This window comes from Candidatus Enterococcus murrayae, from assembly GCF_017315985.1.
Classification (GTDB): domain Bacteria; phylum Bacillota; class Bacilli; order Lactobacillales; family Enterococcaceae; genus Enterococcus_A; species Enterococcus_A murrayae.
Window position 1 is genome coordinate 1 of record NZ_JAFLVR010000063.1, and the last position, 18,879, is coordinate 18,879.

At 38.0% G+C, this 18,879-nt stretch carries 15 protein-coding genes; 6 read left to right on the plus strand and 9 right to left on the minus strand.

Annotated elements, in window-relative coordinates; genetic code table 11:
- Positions 1–97: 97 nt before the first annotated feature.
- The 3 genes from JZO85_RS19655 to JZO85_RS19665 all read left to right on the plus strand — a co-directional run bounded on the left by JZO85_RS19655 (position 98) and on the right by JZO85_RS19665 (position 4,350).
- Complete coding sequence (locus JZO85_RS19655; RefSeq protein ID WP_207110216.1) at positions 98–598, plus strand: NADH-quinone oxidoreductase subunit NuoE family protein; 501 nt, start codon at positions 98–100, stop codon at positions 596–598.
- A 113-nt stretch (positions 599–711) separates the two neighbouring features.
- Positions 712–2,589, plus strand: a complete 1,878-nt coding sequence (locus tag JZO85_RS19660) for an NADH-quinone oxidoreductase subunit NuoF (RefSeq protein ID WP_207110217.1) — start codon at positions 712–714, stop codon at positions 2,587–2,589.
- Between the two features lie 12 nt (positions 2,590–2,601).
- Positions 2,602–4,350, plus strand: a complete 1,749-nt coding sequence (locus tag JZO85_RS19665) for an NADH-dependent [FeFe] hydrogenase, group A6 (RefSeq protein ID WP_207110218.1) — start codon at positions 2,602–2,604, stop codon at positions 4,348–4,350.
- A 65-nt stretch (positions 4,351–4,415) separates the two neighbouring features.
- Here JZO85_RS19665 and JZO85_RS19670 read toward each other — a convergent pair whose 3' ends face one another.
- From JZO85_RS19670 to JZO85_RS19695, 6 genes are all read right to left on the minus strand, one after another.
- Positions 4,416–8,375 carry an RCC1 domain-containing protein gene (locus JZO85_RS19670; protein ID WP_207110219.1) on the minus strand — a complete coding sequence of 1,320 codons (3,960 nt, stop codon included), beginning with the start codon at positions 8,373–8,375 and terminating at the stop codon, positions 4,416–4,418.
- A gap of 14 nt (positions 8,376–8,389) precedes the next feature.
- Complete coding sequence (locus JZO85_RS19675; RefSeq protein WP_207110220.1) at positions 8,390–8,872, minus strand: hypothetical protein; 483 nt, start codon at positions 8,870–8,872, stop codon at positions 8,390–8,392.
- A gap of 276 nt (positions 8,873–9,148) precedes the next feature.
- Positions 9,149–9,859 (minus strand): hypothetical protein, encoded by a 711-nt coding sequence (locus JZO85_RS19680; RefSeq protein WP_207110221.1) that lies wholly within the window; start codon positions 9,857–9,859, stop codon positions 9,149–9,151.
- A gap of 71 nt (positions 9,860–9,930) precedes the next feature.
- Entirely contained in the window at positions 9,931–10,890 is a 960-nt protein-coding gene (locus JZO85_RS19685) for a BsaA family SipW-dependent biofilm matrix protein (protein ID WP_207110222.1), read from the minus strand.
- 53 nt (positions 10,891–10,943) lie between these two features.
- Positions 10,944–11,489 (minus strand): signal peptidase I, encoded by a 546-nt coding sequence (locus JZO85_RS19690; protein ID WP_207110223.1) that lies wholly within the window; start codon positions 11,487–11,489, stop codon positions 10,944–10,946.
- An 18-nt stretch (positions 11,490–11,507) separates the two neighbouring features.
- Positions 11,508–13,040: a helix-turn-helix domain-containing protein gene (locus JZO85_RS19695; RefSeq protein ID WP_207110224.1), complete on the minus strand. Its 1,533-nt coding sequence runs from the start codon at positions 13,038–13,040 to the stop codon at positions 11,508–11,510.
- A 578-nt stretch (positions 13,041–13,618) separates the two neighbouring features.
- Between JZO85_RS19695 and JZO85_RS19700 the strand changes: the two genes are divergently transcribed.
- Positions 13,619–15,154, plus strand: a complete 1,536-nt coding sequence (locus JZO85_RS19700) for a helix-turn-helix domain-containing protein (protein ID WP_207110225.1) — start codon at positions 13,619–13,621, stop codon at positions 15,152–15,154.
- Between the two features lie 105 nt (positions 15,155–15,259).
- Here the strand turns inward: JZO85_RS19700 and JZO85_RS19705 are convergent, their stop codons facing one another.
- Positions 15,260–15,805 (minus strand): ECF transporter S component, encoded by a 546-nt coding sequence (locus tag JZO85_RS19705; RefSeq protein WP_207110226.1) that lies wholly within the window; start codon positions 15,803–15,805, stop codon positions 15,260–15,262.
- Between the two features lie 332 nt (positions 15,806–16,137).
- Here JZO85_RS19705 and JZO85_RS19710 point away from each other — a divergent pair, with 332 nt between their 5' ends.
- Positions 16,138–16,740, plus strand: coding sequence for a DUF1349 domain-containing protein (locus JZO85_RS19710; RefSeq protein ID WP_207110227.1), 603 nt, complete (start codon positions 16,138–16,140; stop codon positions 16,738–16,740).
- 209 nt (positions 16,741–16,949) lie between these two features.
- The gene (gene rplS, locus JZO85_RS19715) at positions 16,950–17,297 is read left to right on the plus strand and encodes a 50S ribosomal protein L19 (protein WP_010746105.1); all 348 of its coding nucleotides are present in this window, start codon (positions 16,950–16,952) and stop codon (positions 17,295–17,297) included.
- A gap of 318 nt (positions 17,298–17,615) precedes the next feature.
- Here rplS and trmD read toward each other — a convergent pair whose 3' ends face one another.
- Both trmD and rimM read right to left on the minus strand, forming a co-directional pair.
- Positions 17,616–18,353 carry a tRNA (guanosine(37)-N1)-methyltransferase TrmD gene (gene trmD, locus JZO85_RS19720; protein WP_207110228.1) on the minus strand — a complete coding sequence of 246 codons (738 nt, stop codon included), beginning with the start codon at positions 18,351–18,353 and terminating at the stop codon, positions 17,616–17,618.
- Positions 18,343–18,867 carry a ribosome maturation factor RimM gene (gene rimM, locus JZO85_RS19725; protein WP_207110229.1) on the minus strand — a complete coding sequence of 175 codons (525 nt, stop codon included), beginning with the start codon at positions 18,865–18,867 and terminating at the stop codon, positions 18,343–18,345. The genes trmD and rimM overlap by 11 nt, the downstream gene beginning before the upstream one ends.
- Between the last annotated feature and the right edge of the window lie 12 nt (positions 18,868–18,879).

Genomic DNA, 18,879 nt, shown 5'->3' on the forward strand with positions numbered 1-18,879 from the left:
GATATACTTATTCTATATATAATATTTTTTTTGCTAATGGAATAATTATAATCATTCTAAAAATTCGATTTAGTATTAGAAAGGAGGAGTTAAAATTATGAGTACCGATGCAGCATTTGAATTTATTGAAACAGAAAGTCAGCGTCAAGAATTTCAAGCTTGTGTGGAAGAGTTAAGGGGACAACGTGGTGCACAAATGCCAGCCTTGCAGGAAGCTCAAAGGATTTATGGATATTTGCCAATCCAGATTATGAAAAGGCTTTCAAAAGAACTTGCGCTTTCCTTAGAAGAACTGTACAGCACAGCTACCTTCTATGCGCAATTCACTTTTGTGCCTAAAGGAGATTACACAATCAGTGTGTGTATGGGAACAGCTTGTTATGTCAAAGGAGCCGGAGATATTTTAGAATCATTTTCTACCGAGCTGAATATTGAATCAGGTGAAACGACTGCTAATCGCAAATTCACTTTAGAATCCTGTAGATGTATCGGAGCCTGCGGTCTGGCACCTGTATTAACTGTCAATGAAGAAGTCTACGGCCGCCTATCTAAGAAAAAAGCAGATAAAATATTAGTCACCTATCTAAATAGAAACTAGCAAAATTTCGCTCCACTATCTTCCAATAATCCGATACCTGCAAAATAGTCGTGAAAGTTTCTTAGGACATTGTTGTTGTTGAATAGAATTCTTAAGAGTCAGGAGTAAATAATATGAAAGATTGGAATGAACTAAAGGAACTTCGAGACACTTATCACCAGACAATCACGATACGCTTAGATGATGAAGATCGTAATGATTATCAATATGAAAAGGAAATACTAGTGTGTGCTGGAACAGGTTGTATTTCATCTAAGAGCAGTGAGTTTGTTGAGGCTTTAAAAACAGAATTAGCTAAAAATGATTTGACGGACAAAGTAAATATCGTAAAAACTGGATGCTTTGGACTTTGTGCGCAGGGTCCAATCGTCATTATTTATCCAGAAGCTGTCTTTTATCACCAAGTTCAAGCAAAACATGCGAAAAAAATCGTTTCTGATCATTTGATTAAAGGAAAACTAGTCGAGAAATTGTTATACCACGATATTGAAACTAAAGAAATTATTAATAAATTGATGGATACACCCTTCTATCACAAGCAAAAACGTGTAGCTTTGCGAAATTGCGGCCGCATCAATCCAGAACAAATTGGGGAATACATTGCTTTTGACGGATATCAGGCCTTAGCAAAAGTAGTAAACAGTTTTTCTCGCGAAGATGTGTTGAACATCTTAGAAACCTCTGGTCTACGCGGTCGCGGCGGTGCTGGCTTCCCTACATTTATGAAGTGGTCATTTGCTAAGGCTAGCCAAGCAGATCAAAAGTACGTTATCTGTAATGCCGATGAGGGCGATCCAGGAGCCTTCATGGACCGTTCAGTTTTGGAAGGGGATCCGCACGCCGTCATAGAAGCGATGGCTATCGCGGGCTACACAATTGGGGCTAACCAAGGATACATTTATGTTCGTGCAGAATATCCGATTGCCGTAAATCGCTTACGGATTGCAATTAAGCAGGCACGCGAGGAAGGGCTTCTAGGAAAACATATCTTTGGCAGCAATTTTTCTTTTGATTTAGATTTGCGTTTAGGGGCTGGCGCTTTCGTATGTGGCGAAGAAACGGCATTATTAGAAAGTATTGAAGGACATCGCGGCGAGCCGCGCCCGCGCCCACCTTTTCCTGCAGTCAAAGGTTTATTTGGAAAACCGACGATCGTGAATAATGTGGAAACATTGGCCAACATTCCTCAAATCATTTTAAATGGGCCAGAATGGTTTGCTAGCTTCGGATCGGAAAAATCCAAAGGAACGAAGGTTTTCGCCTTAGGAGGGAAAATTCAAAATACCGGATTAGTTGAAATACCGATGGGTACGACCTTACGAGAAATCGTTGAGGACATCGGCGGCGGTATCCCTGATGGCAAAAAATTTAAAGCGGCTCAAACTGGCGGTCCGTCTGGCGGATGTATTCCACAAGAACATTACGATATACCGATCGATTATGAAAATTTGAAGCAAATCGGTTCGATGATGGGGTCTGGCGGTCTGATTGTCATGGATGAAGACAATTGTATGGTGGATATCGCAAAGTTTTTCTTAGAATTTACTGTAGAAGAAAGCTGTGGGAAATGTGTACCTTGCCGAGTTGGGACGAAACGTTTGTTGGAAATCCTAGACAAAATCACAATGGGTAAAGCAACGCTAGAGGACTTGGATAAGATGGAAGAGCTGTGCCACCATATTCAAGAAAATTCCTTATGCGGACTTGGACAAACTGCTCCCAATCCGGTACTCTCCACTTTCCGTTATTTCAAAGAAGAATACTTAGCTCATGTTGAAGAACGACGCTGTCCGTCTGGTGTATGTAAAAACTTGATCCAGTACCGTATTCTGCCAGAGAAGTGTACAGGTTGCCGGGCTTGTGCTAAAGGATGTCCAGTAAGTGCGATTAGTGGTGAAGTGAAACAACCTCACGAAATCGATCAGTCGATCTGTACGAAATGTGGCTTATGTATTGATACTTGTCGCTATGATGCGATCACGGTCATATAGGAGGTGGAGCAAGTGAAAGAAGTAATGATAACCATCAACGGAAAAATTTGTACTGCTCCAGAAGGAACGACGATTCTCGAAGCAGCGCGAATCAACAATATTGAAATCCCTACTCTGTGCTTTTTAAAAGAAATCAATGAAATCGGCGCCTGTCGAATGTGTGTAGTAGAGGTCAAAGGAGCCCGCAGTTTGGTAACTGCCTGTGTCTACCCAATCAGCGAAGGAATGGAAATTACCACTAACTCAAAAAAAGTGTTCAATTCCCGCAGAGTAACTTTAGAGTTGATTCTTTCAACTCATGAACGAAAATGTCTTTCATGTATTCGAAGCGGAAATTGCGAACTGCAAAAACTCTGTAAGGAATTTAATGTGGCCGATGAAGATTATTTCAATGGCGAAAACTGCGAATATGAATTCGACGATAGTGCTGTACACATGGTCCGTAATAATAATAAGTGTATTCTCTGCCGTCGTTGTGTCGCCGCTTGTTCAAAATGGCAGGCAGTAAGTGTTATCGGGCCGAACGAACGTGGTTTTAACACCCATATTGGCAGTGCCTATGAACAAAATCTAGGTGATGTGCCATGTATTTCCTGTGGACAATGTATCGTCGTTTGTCCAACAGGAGCGATACATGAAAAAGATCAGACTCAAGAAGTTTGGGATGCTCTAGAAGATCCGACGAAGCATGTGATCGTCCAGACTGCCCCTTCTATTCGGGTCACTTTAGGCGAAGCCTTTAACATGCCGATCGGAACAAATGTAGAAGGAAAAATGGTCGCTGCCTTACGTCAGATTGGTTTCGATAAAGTTTTCGATACAAACGTCGCTGCTGACTTTACAATTATGGAAGAAGCCAATGAGTTTTTAGAACGTGTTGGGAATAATGGACCGTTCCCGATGTTCACTTCTTGTTCGCCTGGCTGGGTAAAATACTGTGAACACTATCATCCCGAACTGATTCCTAACCTGTCAACCTGTAAATCACCGCAGCAAATGTTTGGCGCCTTGGCAAAAACCTGGTATGCCGAAAAAGAAGGGATCGATCCAAAAGATATTTTTGTAGTAGGCATCATGCCGTGTACTGCGAAAAAATTTGAGGTTACTCGTGAAGATGAAGCCGCAGCTGGCTACTCCGACTGTGATGTTGCGTTGACTACTCGTGAATTAGCTAGGATGATCGACAAAGCCGGGGTTCGTTTCGTGGAGTTGGATGATGAGGCCTTTGATAATCCTCTAGGAGAAGCAACTGGTGCAGGCTATATTTTCGGTGCGACAGGAGGAGTTATGGAGGCCGCCTTGAGAACAGCTGCTGAAACTTTAGCCGGTCATTCATTGGAGCAAGTGGAATTCACAGAGGTTCGCGGAATGAAGGGCATCAAAGAAGCAACCTACGAAATGAGCGGCGCAACGATCAATATAGCTGTAGCATCAGGAATCGGTAACGCCAAGAAGCTACTCAAGCAAATCGAATCAGGTGAGAAATTCTATCACTTCGTAGAAATCATGGGCTGCCCAGGCGGCTGCATCAACGGTGGTGGACAACCCGTCCAACCAGCTTCTGTTCGTAACTTCGTTGACTTGAAGACCAAACGTGCGGCTGCTCTATATTCAGAAGATAAAGGCAAAGGATTGCGGAAATCCAATGAAAGCCCAATCGTCCAAAAAATCTACCAAGAGTTCTTAGAAAAACCAGGAAGTTTAAAAGCGCATCATATACTTCATACCAGCTATCGTGATCGTACGAAGATTAAAGTATAAAAAAAGTGCTAAATGAATACTCTATGCCTCATCAATAATTGAGTTGGCATAGAGTATTCATTCATCTATGGAATTTTTACTTTCCCAAATTGATTTGTTTTCTGATCCCAAGCATAGTTCTGAATTGTTGTATCTGGTTCTAGATAAACCGTTAGCCAATAGACCTCTTTTCCAGTACAATTTAGGTGAATATTTTGGGAGCTATCAAGCTTTGAGATATTTTGTTCATTTTCTACTTCAGTTAAGACAAACCCAAGATATTTATAGTATTGGGGTGTGATCCAATCGACCTTGATTCCCTTGAAGCCTTTTTGTAACGAAAGTAAATACTCATTATAAGAAACAATTTTATTAATATCGCCACTATTGACCACAACGTTTTTAGTCGAAAACTTCTGATCGTAATTCGGCAACTTTACATTATTTAAAGATAAGAAACCACTGCTTGGTCTCTTGATTGACGAAGTAGAATTTTGAATCACTTGTCGTGCATGTAATATGATTGATGTATAAGATTTGTAAAGAACATTTACCGTAATATCATCAACAGCTTCAGCAGCTTTAAAAGTTACCTCATTATTGTCACCAATTTCTGTCATGTTACTCACATTGATTGGAAAAGTTGTTACTGGTACGCCGTTAGTCATCTTGTACTCGATGGGCAGATATTCAATATCATCTATCAATAGCTCTGGAACCATTCGTCTATACGTAACCTTTTTTAAAACCTCCTCTGTTTCCATAGTAAAAGAGTTAAGTTTTTCTCCTTCACTATCGACACCTAAATAATGAACTTTAGCGAAAGCTTGCGCATTTTTCTCATAGTGGAAAGAATGAAGATACTTTTCGCTTACCGCTAACTCACCCTCATCAGCTTCAAGGTTATCGTTATTAGCAGCAGCTACGCCGTTAAGTGTATAAGTCTTTTCTGATGATTGTGGCGTGTAAAATTGCCATGCTTCTTTAAACAGAGGTAGCCACTCCTCCTCTACCCATTCTTCGATCCAGCTATCAATCCATGCTTTCACTTTGCTCTCAATTGCTTGCAACCAAGTCATTCCAGAAGCTTCAAAATCACTTTTTGTTTTTGTAAGAACAGCCGCCCGCTGTTGTTCGACTTGATTATCTTTGACTTCTTCTGAATCAAATAAGCTATTCCATTGCTCATCACTCAGCTTGGCTACTTTTGCTTTATCATAGCCAAAAGTTGGCGGTTTAGTTTTTGTACCAATAACTTTTCCATTCTTATCTAAAGGAAACCCAACCAATTTTTCAATCCCATCATTTGTCACCTTAGACACATTTTTGCTCGTGGGTTTGTATAGAATATTACTTGTATCCGCATGGTCAATTCCGTTATGTTCAATAGTCATTTCAGTATAATAATTGTCAAATATTTTACGACTTACTACGGCTGGTTCTGCGCCATAGTAATTGGTTTTGACTAAAACCCAAATAATACAATTGTCCGTTACTTCGATACTTTCATCTTCCAATTTGACTTCTGGTTGATCTACTCCTTGCTTGATTCCCTTCCAGCTATTTTTTTCGGCTAAATCAAGTGCAGTATATCCTAAAGAAGCAGCCTGATTATATGCTGTATTGAATTCTTCCTCTGAAGGACTGCTGATTTCTATATTGGGATCATCTGTATCATAAGGCATGATTAAATACTTCGTTTCCTTTAATTCAGGCTCCACAGTCAAATTTAACTGCGCACTATGATAGGCGCTGCCCAATCCAATCTCAATTTTTACCTTCTCTTTTACTTGTTGTGATTTGTAATGTTTTTTTCTTGGCGCTTCAATCTCAATATTTCCAGGGATTACCCTTGGCGAACCGCGCATAAACATGATTTCATAGTTATAATAATCATACAAGCCAAATCGATCCGCAGCTCCAGTCGCAGTAATCGGAAGGTCATAGGATTTATCATAATCCCATCCCCAAGCTATGTTCCCAGAACCATTATAAGACTGTTTATAAATATTTCCTGTGGAATCCAAAATTGTCACTGACGATTCAAAAAAACTCATTTCAACAGTATAGGGAAACTCTGCATTCTGAGTCCCCGTAAAATCATTCGGCTCTCCGCCTGTAGCGATCTCAATCCAACTTTTTTCATCTTCTTGAACTTCTGGAACACTCGTCGTTTCAGTGACATGTTGTGGCAGATTAGTAGTTGAACGATTGTCCACGAACCACTCTCCGCTATACTCACTACTTGCAACGTAGTAATTGCCGCTATATCGAACAGGACTATTATTTGTTCGTCGAATTACATAAACTAGTTTCCTATCTTGATTATCTATAAAGCAAACATTTCTGTGCGCCGCTCTCATTTGTGCTCTTGACGGATTTGTACTGGTAATATTTCCCATCTCTCCAACAGTTTTGTAATATTTTTTATCGTATATTGTTGGATGCTTTGCGTCTCCATCGGCAACATTCGACCACATACCTGTATCACGATAATTGTCGATCGTTGCAGTCAAACGGTCAATTTGTGAAAATGGGATATCATGGAACACCGGTGCCTTCAGTGCTTTAGAGCTGGGGTATGCGTAGAATTCTGTATCGCCATCTCCCAGCGTTTTGGGAAGCTGTGTGGCCTTTTCCAGATATTTGTCCAGTTTTCCTTTTAATGGATCTCTAAAATCATATGGATATGCTGTTGGTGTCGTTCCATATAGTGGACCGTCCGTCAGAAAGTTATAGTACAAATTTCCTCCCCAGACCCATGTACGTCCATTTTGATCAATGAAATAGCCGTTATAATCATTGGCGTAAATTTTTTGTATTACAGGAGAATATGAAGCCGATGAAGTATCTATTTCCAATAATCTGGGCGTGGAAAAATCTCTAGGCCCGTTCATTCCTTTTCCATACAGCTTACCAAACTCATAGATTTTATTATCATTTGTCTGAACCATCGAATGATAAAATCTTGCATCAATATCTAGAATTTCTTTGTCATCAAAAAAAGTTACTTTGGTAGGTCGATTTCGTGTCGTTGTATTTCCTAGGCCTAGTTGTCCTTCAGCATTCAGTCCCCATACATAAAGATTACCTTCATTTGTCAGAACCATCACGTGTTGATACCCTACGGCAATTTTTTTTATTCCTTCAGACTGACTTAAATTGGTAAGATCGTCAATCTCTTTTGGTGTTGTATTCGTTTCTCCCAACCATGGAATAAGCGTTCTAGAGCCATATCCCCATGCATAGACTTTGCCGGATTCTGTTACTGCATATACAGCAGTCAAATGCGCTTGCCCAGTAGCAACAAACGAAACTTTCTCAGGTAAATTCACTTTTTGGGGAATCCATTGGTTTGTGGTAGAACCTATGCCCACTTTTCCATTCCTACCATCACCCCACGCATAAAGTTCTCCATCGGTAGTGATTGCATATTGGTTTACATATCCAGCTGTAATACTATCCAGTTTAATATTGTTATCAATGAAAAAGTTGACACGTCTCATTCCACCTAAATAGTCGGTCTCCGGTAAGCCTAATCCTTGAACTCCATAATGATTGTATCCCCAAGTCCAAAGGGCCCCATGACTATCAATTGCCGAACCTCCCAATTGAAAATTTGCAGTCGATACAAATTTAACTGCTGACTGCTGAGAGACATTTCTTGCGGGAGCATCAGAAGCGGCAAGATCATAAGAAAACGGCTGCTGTTTGATCAATGGAATGATTTCGTTTTCGTCATCACTTTCTGAGCTTTTTTCATCGAATGAATGACTTGATTCTATTGTTTTTTCATTAACTGTTTCCGAACTTTTTTTCTCAGATGTTGCGGCTGATTTTTCAACTGAAGAACTTGCAGAACTGCTAGCCTCCTTAGCTTTTCTACTAATTATTTCGGAGTTCTCTTCTGTTGAAGTGGTTGCAATTGTTGAATCAATGGGACTCCTTTCAGCTAAAGAAGTTGATTCTGCATAAATGCCAGAATTCCCCTCAATAGAAAGGAGTAAAACGGCTAATAATAAGAACTTCACTATTCTTTTGTTCAATGAATTACTCCCTCCTATTCCTCACGTTTTTCTGCTAATATTTCATCGACTGTTCTTAGCGGCTCTGCGGTCTGTGGATCATCACTGCCCCACCAAGAAAGACGATAATCAAACTTCTTCGTATGGATTGCTTCTGTTTTTGCAACGATATCAAAACTCACATCTTTATAATTTTCTTTTTGATCATCAGGAATGACGAGTTTCACTTTTTCGAATAAGTTAGTAGATGTTTCGCCTGGGGCAAGCTTATCCAGATAATAATAATATCCGTCTTTCCCATCCTTCCATTTAGTTGTATCTAGACCAATCAATTGCACTTGATTATCTAGCTGGACTTCGAAAGGCTCTCCATCTCTTATAGCTGCTGGAAAAACCATCAAACGTACAAATGCATCCAAGCTTTCTGTATTTTTCGCCGCAACAACTTTATTGATCTCCGTATCAGTAGAAACTTCATCCAACTGTACGAAATCATCCACTAAAGCGACATTGAACAATGGATTTCCCGATTTGAAATGATTTTGTACAGAGTCATTCGTTATAAACCAAGCGAATGTTGAAAGTGAAAGAAGACTAACAGTAAAAACAATAAGCGTTCTTCTTGTTAGTGTCCTCCTCTTTGAAATCTTTGATCGAAGCCTACGAAAAATATTCTGAAGCTGATCCTTCAAAACAGCATCACCTCGTTTCAATAAAATGAACTGGTGCCTTCAACAAAACTTGAAGCGCACCAGCTTCATTTGTGTGCTCAAGTCATATGCACTGCGACAATGTTAAATATTTTTTGATCGATTTCTTTTAACCGCTATCAAACAAACGATAGCAACGAAGATAAGTCCTATCCAAATGAACCTACTCTTTAAAATTTCTCCAGCACGGGGAAACAATCCTTTACCACCTGACTCAAAGGATTGCTTATTTCCAGCACTTTTGGGTGGGACAGATTCTTTTTGATCTTTTCCTTTTTCTGAACTGATCGCTATAAACTGCCATTCAACCTCGGCTTCGCTTGGTCCAGAATAATATAATTGATTCCATTTTTTTACGTCATTCACCACTAAATCAATGACTGCCGCCTTTTCCGATCTTGCAGCAATAGATCCAAAGGAAACTTCTTTGCTTCCATCATTATTCGTACCTAAGTTTCCTTGGTAGACTTCTTGATCCTCAAAAAGAATCTGCATAGATATGTTTTCAATCAAATCAATTTTTCCCGTTTTTGATTTTGGTCTAATAACTAATTTCAGGTCATACGCTTCGTCTCGGAGATTCTTAATGATCAATTTTCGCTTAACCATATCTCCTGGCTTTAAATCGTCTAAGTTAAAGAAGTAGCCGCCATCTTTTGTGATATTTATTCCATCTTCATCACCAACTAAAAATCCATCTGGTAAATTTTTTGCAGCAGCTGAGACGTTTTGAAAAGAGATCATAGACAAGATCATGACCAATAGTAAGAAAATTATTTTGCTTAGTCGTTTCACCGCCTCACTCCCATTCAATACAGCTTATTAAATGAACATTTTTGCAAAATGAACTTGCACTTGCTGTTTTTTTATAACGTCGCCTTAATCGCATTAGCAATATTAGTTGGAATTCCTGGGAATCCGCCACCATCGATAGCTTCTTCCGTTGCCTGTAGTGCTTCAATTCTTACGTCTAACGAGTAATCCATCAATTGATACGTATTGTCAGCACTGCCATCCAATGTAACAGATGTTAAAATCAATGGAGACGTTTGACCAGGAGCCAATGTACCAATGTAGTAGAACCAACCACCGTTAGCATCATAAGCCCATTTTCCAGTAGTAACTGTTCCACTGTCCACATCACCAGAATACCCCAATAAAATTTTCGTATCCAAAGCTGACTTAGTAATATCTGCTGGATGTGAAGCGACTGCCCAATCTTTATCACTTGATATGCCAAGTTTATAGTAGAGATATTTCACATTTGAAACGGTCACTGTTTTTGTCTGTAAATCATAAGAAAAATCTCCATCCATTTTGTACAGTGTGCCGCTTACATCACGATATAAAGCAAATTCATACTTATTAGTGAACACTTGCTTTCCGACGATTGTTACATCTGCAGGGAGCCCAGAAACTGTTAGCCCTAAATTTGCAGGATCATCATAGCCATTATTGGAAAAATCAATTGATGGTACTGGAACCAAATCAGTATCATTCTGCTCTGTATCAAAAGCATATTGCTTTAATTTGTTTCCGTCTGCTTCCATTTTTTGCAATGCTTCTTTAAATGACAAACGTACAACGACATCAGTATCACTATTACTAAGGACACCAACTTCCTTCTTCACTTCTTCTCCTGGTGTCCAACCATCTGGCTCTTCGAAGTCCTCGACGATTTTAACTGAGCCATCCGGTAACGCCCCTGTCTTGAATTTGTTGGTCACATTATCTGTAGATGTAAACCAGGCAAAGGTCCCAATCAATACCAAGACAATCACCATAATAAGTGATAACCCTACTGCTTTTTTCTTTCTCGAATTCATAAGAATCCCCCTTAAAATTTATTTTGCTATCAAAAAGTGATGCACACTTTTTGTCAAGCCTTGCTAAAAAAATACTTTGAGATGAGACTAAATAGTAGAATGACGGCAATCGCAATTCCTATAGACAAATAAGGACTGCCTTGTATAATCGCTAGGAGCGTTCCAATAAAAGGGATAGCGAAATTAACGATTCCAATTATTTGCTGAGCAGATATTTCTGGATCATCCATATTGTTTGCATCCCCTCTTGTTACAAGCGTCTTTTTCTCCTTGTTCATACTGACAACTCGGTGCGTCAGATAGATTGAACCATCCTCTATTCCGCTTGGCACGAAGGTGACTACATCGTCTACTTCAACTTTAGAAGGAGTTATGATTTTAACAATCAGTAAATCTCCTTTTTCAAAGGTCTCACCTTCGAACCTTTTTTTAATTGATTTATCTGTCTTCATGGAGTTGGTTTTAACTGTGTAAAAGCGATAGCCAAAAATCGACTTATCGGTTTTATCATCAAATCTAAACCATGCTGCGGATGCAACTATCAGCAGCAAAAGTACCCAGAAAAGACTGTTTAGAATCCAAAGTATTCTTTTCCTCATTTCAAAACATCCTCATTTTTATTTTCGATTTTTTATTTTTCGATATTTACTGTCAGCGATCTTCACCAGCATTTCTTGCAGAAGTTCATTGTCTCTCGCACAATACCCTTCACTCATATGAATAACGGGTATCCGTCTTGATAGAAAAGACTTAAAATTGCTAGACAAAGCCATGTCTGTAACAATCAAATCTATCTCTTCACAAAAGCATTTTTCTATTTCAATATTGAAATAATTTCCTATCATTTGCAGCTTCGTGCTTACTAACATTTCAGGTGTTCGATTACTGATGACATAAATTCGAATTTTTGGATGAAATAGCTGCCGATTCAGTTCGAAGAAAAGAATTTTATAATAGGCCACGCATAAGTACTCGATATATTCAGCTGCTTCTGAACTCAAATTAACACTAGAATTACTCATGAAGACTTGATAAAAAGTTCTCTCTCGCTCTTTATTACTAGGAAACTCAAATGGATGATGAACATAGAGATCAATGATTCTTTGCTGTAAAGTCTTCTTATAAATAGCTATTTGATAAAAGACACCGACTAACCGAGCAAACGTCGTTTCCCGTTCTTCATCAGTCATTTTCCTTAGTCCATATTTTTCAATTGTTTCCAATTTCGCATCTACTCTTCGTAAAAAATTTAACTCCTTCAACTTTGAAGACTCTGTAAAAAAAGCCGGCAACCTTCCATCATCATGGCCGATACTCATTGCAATGATTCCGCTGATAATGAAATCAGCCTCCACCTTTAACCAGTCAGCGTTAATCATTGCTCCTTTTTTCCTTAACATGAGAGTAAAAGCGTCATAAGCTTGCTTTTCTTCAATAGTGTATGGTTTCCAATAGTACTCATTGTCAGGCACCGATCTTCTTTTTGCCCGTAATAAGGAGATAGCTAATCCATAATGTATAGTTAAAAATCTTGGACAAAATTTCCGATAAATCAGCCCTTCCAGCACACTCAAAATTTCTACTACTTCATGTGTACTGATAAATAAAAATGGCCACTTGTATGCGCCGTATACTTGTTGAAATACGCCTGTATACATGCAGCGAATAGTAATCTCCTCTCCCAAAAGAATAGGCTTACGATCATTTTTCAATGTAAGTGTATTCGCATGTGAATAAATCACCTTTTTTAAATAAGAAAGTTCTTTTTTTACCACTGCATAGGAGATATTTAATTTTTTGATGATTTCAGAAAGTGTCCATTCCTTAGGCTCTATGAAAAGAGAAAATAGTTGAAAACGATAGGATTGTTCTAAATAATGAAGGCGAAAAACTGTGGCTGAAAAATTCTTCTTTACGTACCACATAACTTTGTTCTGTTCAAAGAGATCGATCAGTTCAACGTATTCTTCGTAGTTGAGTTCTTGGATGTCCAGCTTAATATCCGACACAATTTTTTTCACTGTGGGATATGAAACATTTAAGAGTTTTACCAGCTCCATTAATTCAATTGACTGATTTTGATTCATGTGAAGATGATTGAGTATTAAATACCGTCTTAAGTAGCGAGTGTCCATTAAATCCAGAATCACTATGCTCACTCCTTCCAGACCAAAACCATTATTTTCCTTTCAACTGATTTATATCTTCATAATACAGAATAGAGAGACTATAATTTTTACATGTTTTTCTTAATATTAGGAAAATAAATGAACTTCGGTCTATTTCTAATTTATTTTTAACTCAAAAAATTCATTTTACCTTTTATATCAATAAGAGGATTATTCATTGTATAAAGGGACAAAAAAGTCCAGACCACTAACGACAGTGTCTGGACGAAAAAACTAGGTTTAAGTCAATTGATTTATCCTTATCAAAAAGCAAATAGGCTATTTTGAGTTAAATTTTTTTGATTACCTTCTAAATTTAGTATATAAGAATATTTAGCCTTGATTTGTTCTTCATTTCATAGAATCCACTAAAAAATGAACATTTATTATTTAAAACTATAAATCGCAAACATTTATTTATAAATAACATTTTAATAACTTTGTTGAATGACCATTCAATTTAAGTCGATATAAAACTGAATTATTTCCGACTATTTCTCTATTAAAGAAAAATCATCTATGGTATTCTTCAAATAAATAACGTTTTATAGGAGGTATAAATGAACTTTCTCGTTAATAAACTAGATAGAAATAAAATTTTTTTCATTCAAACAATCTTTGATTCAGAGCACCATATTTGTACCTTAGATGAGTTACTACAGGTAGTGGATATTAATCACCAAACAGCGAATTCACTTTTTCATTCTATTTTAGACGATATTCGATTATCAGATTTTTCCGATCGGATCCATTTGAACTATTCTCCAACAAATCAAATATTTGAACTGCAGATTTCTCAATCTTTTAATATTCAGACGATCCTAAACTTCTATATTTTAAGATCATCAAAGTTCCAACTTCTGAATTCATTATTGATGACAAAGTTTGAAACACTTCAAGATGTTGCAGATAGTCTCCATGTATCTTATACACAAGTACGTAGAATTATCATCGAACTTAATGACTCACTAAAAAAAGTTGGATTAGAGATATATTCGAGACGTAATGTTTACATTGCTGGAAATGAAATCAACCTTAGATTTTTCTATACAGTCTTATACGTCTCCATCTATGGCATTGGCTATTGGCCGTTCTCTTCTTTTAGCTTTTTAGATATCTCTTTACTTTTAGATGAATGCCCCAATGAGGTTTTTAAATCAATATCCTTAGACAAAAATGTTTTGACTCATTACTACTTGGCAGTTCATCTCTTAAGAGAACGGCAAGGTTTCGAGATTGATCTGCATGAAATCAGAGTTCCTTTGTACGAAGCATGTTGTGGATCGAATCAAGCAGCTTTTGAGTCCTTTTCTACGGCAATTGGTAAGTATTTACCTCAAAAGTCTGAGGCAAAGAGGATTGAAAATACACAACTGATTTGCAGCAGCCTAGTAGCACTTGGAGGCTATTCCTCTGTCGAGACGATTCCTGACTTTTTTCTTTTGAACCAAACACTTAATGAACAGAAGTTTTCTCACAAGGCCTTCTATATTATTGATCGAGTCAATTATCACCTGTCTGTTCCATTAACTTATGAAGAGCGAGAAAAAATTTTATATTCTGTCTTATGTCTGCACTATCGGATTGCTTTTATCGGCGATGCTTTGAACTATCTCGAAACTCTTCTTCCCTATTATTCTCATGAAACCAATGATCTCCGAAAGAAGCATAAAATCCAACACATTCAATATCTGGTTGAATCAGAGATGAAGACAGCTGAATTTGATTGGTCTAGAGATTACCATAAATATCTCTTACCTCAATACTGTCTGATCTATGATAAACATCTTGAGTTCGAGAAGCATACGGCTCCGATTACAGTTGCATTTATCTCACTTATTTCAAATCAGAATTTGCAGAATACTATTTGCCAATACTTTTCTTCCTATTTCAACTTAAAGGTAGCGAACAAACTTGATCAGCGTGTAGATATTATTATTAGTGAAGTCCCTATTTCAGCAGATGCCGTTTCTAATTTACGTTTACATCAGCCGATCATCCATTGTCATCAGAAAATCGTTTCCTCCGATTATGACAAAATAGCTACGGCACTCGCACAAATCGCTAAAAAGAAATTCAAATATCCCCAAATTTAGCAAAAAAATCTCCGCGTCTCAAAAAAACAAATAGTTTTTTTGAGACGCGGAGAATCTATAGATTTTTTTTAACCAAAATAACTCTAACTGCTTGCCTTCCTTCTACTAACTCATCCTTTGTCGATTTAATGCTTTCGATAGTACAGGAACCACTAAAATCGATAATCCGCCGCCAATCAAAGCCGTGATCAATTGTGGAAAAGAAAAAGCACCTGAAACCATCGCTGCCTTTGGCGCAGGCATTTTCAACAAAATCGGAATAACAAATTGAACAACTGACAAATAGAGTACACCGAACTTAATCACGGCGCCAACAATTGTTGCCATGACGAAATTCACAATATTCTGCCTCTTGTTGAAGCCAGCTAACAAATGCCAAATAATCATTAAGGCGGCGTTCCCTATCGCAATACAAAATACTATTTGCGGAAAGGCTGGGCCGATACCGAACATAAAAGCAAAAATCGGAGAGAGCAATGCGATTGTTAGGCCGCTTGCTAAGCCGCCTGTAGTTACGGCAACAATCAAGATCAAATTAACCAAAGATCCTGTTACTAAGGTATTTCCCAGACCTGATGTTACTGCTTGGACAACGATCAATAATGCCAATAATACACCCGTTTGAGTAATCCATAATGCTTTTCGATCCATATCTTCGAGAAAAACTAATTGTGTAAAAAATCACAAGTAGTCATCTCTTCACTTCCCTTCTAATATCGATTTATTGCCTGTAATATGAGGATGAGTAAATCAAAGATAATTAGCCTTTTTCTTAATATATTTATTGTAACAGATTTAAGGTTTGGATAGAAAACCATTTTAAAACGTCTTTTATTATTATTTTGCATATAGTATTGTTTTCAATGTTCAAAAACATTTACCGCACTTGAAAGAACCTCTGTACTTCATAAAAAAATTTCCATAGCTAACCAGCGATATTTTTGCTACGATCTTATTAATAAAATTTTTAAGGAGATAATGGTATGAATTTATTGGATTTCGAATGGACACGTTTACCAGAAAGCTATCAGCTATCAAAAAATAGCTTGGAGGTTATTACTAAACCCCACACAGATCTTTGGCAAAATACTTATTATCATTTTCAAAATGACAATGCCCCGGTTTTTCAAATGGAGACAGATGAACAGTATTTCAGCTTTATAGTAAAAACAGAATTTGCCGAAAGTCATCATCGATTTGATCAGTGCGGCATCGTAATGTATTTAGATAGCGAAAATTGGTTGAAGGGTTCGATTGAATATGAGAATGAAAACTTTCAGCATTTAGGCAGTGTTGTGACAAATCACGGTTACTCCGACTGGGCAACAACTGAAATTGACGCGTCCATCAAATCCATGTGGTATCGACTTAGCAGACGTGAAGATGATTACTGCATCGAGTGTTCACTCGATGGCAAAAAGTTCCAGCAAATGAGGATTTGCCACATGTTGAATGGAGATGCTAAAGTTCAATTTGGTGTCTACGCTTGTTCCCCCGAAGCCTCTTCTTTTAAGGCCGTCTTTACTGATATGCAGCTGACAGATTGTCAATGGCCTGCTCATGACGGTCAGCAACCGGATATGTAAATAAGAATGATAGCCAAAATGACCTTTCAGATAATGCATCTAGCAACTTACGTTAAAAATTGAAATAGAGTCTATCTGACAAGAATTTTATCTTTACAGATAGTTATTCCTCTGTTAAAATGTTCAGGTGAGTGTAAAACTCATCTATTATACGATATTCCGCTGGGACAGCTGTCTTAAGAATATTTGGAATAAGGAGAATGATAAAGATGAATCCATTGATTCAAGAACTAACTCAAGAACAATTACGTACTGACATCCCAGCATTCCGCCCTGGGGACACTGTTCGTGTTCACGCGAAAGTTGTCGAAGGAACTCGTGAACGTATCCAGTTATTCGAAGGTGTTGTAATCAAACGCCGTGGAGCTGGCATCAGCGAAACTTATACTGTACGTAAAATCTCTAATGGTGTTGGTGTGGAACGTACTTTCCCACTTCACACTCCACGTGTTGCAAAAATCGAAGTTGTTCGTTACGGTAAAGTGCGTCGTGCAAAACTTTACTATCTACGTGCATTACACGGAAAAGCAGCTCGTATCAAAGAAATTCGTCGTTAATTCTAAAGATGTCTTTCGAACCCTTGAGAAATCAAGGGTTTTTTTTGTAAAAATAAGAGATCTAAAATATAGTCTAACTAAATAAATCAAATGTTGAGCGACTAGTAAGAAACTCTGTCTTAGAATTATTGGCAAAAGGCTTTTTCTCTGAATAACTAATACACACTAATTATCCTCTCTACTCCGTATCCCCATGGCTGAACGACTTTTCTTACTTGGTCAAACTGCTTCTGCGCAATAAAGCTATTACAATCCTGGCAAACTGAATTTAACAGTATGCATACAAAAAAGCCCTTAAAACCAAGGGCTTCTAAAAAATTATTGTTCTTCTTGTTTGATCTCTTTTAAGAATTTTTCCATTTCTGGTGTTAATTTTATATTATCCAGCATATCTGGTCGGCGTAAATACGTACGACGCAAAGATTCTTTCAATTGCCATTCCTCAATCAAACGATGATTTCCGTTCATCAAAACTTCCGGAACACTCATGCCTTCAAATTCTGCTGGACGTGTGTATTGCGGATGTTCTAACAAACCGGTCGAATGGGAATCTGTTTTTGCTGAAGTTTGGTTGCCTAAGACATCCGGCAATAAGCGCACTGTTGCATCGATCATGACCATTGCGCCAAGCTCACCACCAGTTAACACATAATCTCCTAAGGACACTTCATCAGTCACTAAGGAGCGAATCCGCTCATCGTAGCCTTCGTAATGCCCACAAATGAACACTAGCTGCTCTTCTTGCGAAAATTCCTCCGCCATTTTTTGGTTGAAAGGTTTTCCAGCTGGATCGAGCAGAATCACACGCTTCTTCTGAATATCGGTTTCTGCTTCGATTGCTTTCAAATTATCATAAATCGGTTGGACTTTTAGCAGCATGCCTGCACCGCCGCCATATGGATAATCATCTACTTGTTTATGTTTGTTGTCCGAATATTCACGGAAATCATGAACGTTAATCTCCAGGATATCCTTCTCAACGGCTTTTCCGATGATTGACTCACCTAATGGCCCTTCAATCATATTAGGAAAAATTGTTAATACATCAATCCGCATCGTCCAACAACCCTTCCGGAATTTCCACGTGAACAACGTCCTCAGTCAAGTCGATCGCCTTCACTACAGATTCAATGTAAGGTATTAACGCGTCTTTTTTCCCTTTACGCTTCACGACCCAAACATCATTAGCTCCAGGAGATAGAATTTCAGTGATCTTGCCGATTTCCTTCTCTTCCTCATCAACAACTGTTAAACCGATGATTTCATGGTAATAATATTCATGCTCATCTAACTCACCTAATTGCTTTTCAGAAATCTTTAGAATACCATCGCGAAAAGGTTCGACTAAATTAATATTTTCATAACCTTCAAAACTCAACAAATCAAAGTTTTTATGTCTGCGATAACTCGCAATCGTCAAAGGAAGAACATCTTGTTTATCCCGAAACAAGAAAAGTCCTTCTCCAACTCGATAGCGTTCTTCCGTAAAATCAGTAGTAGAAATCACGCGTACTTCACCACGAATCCCGTGAGTATTGACGATCTTTCCAACTTTATAGTAATTAGTCACGAATTTTCCTCT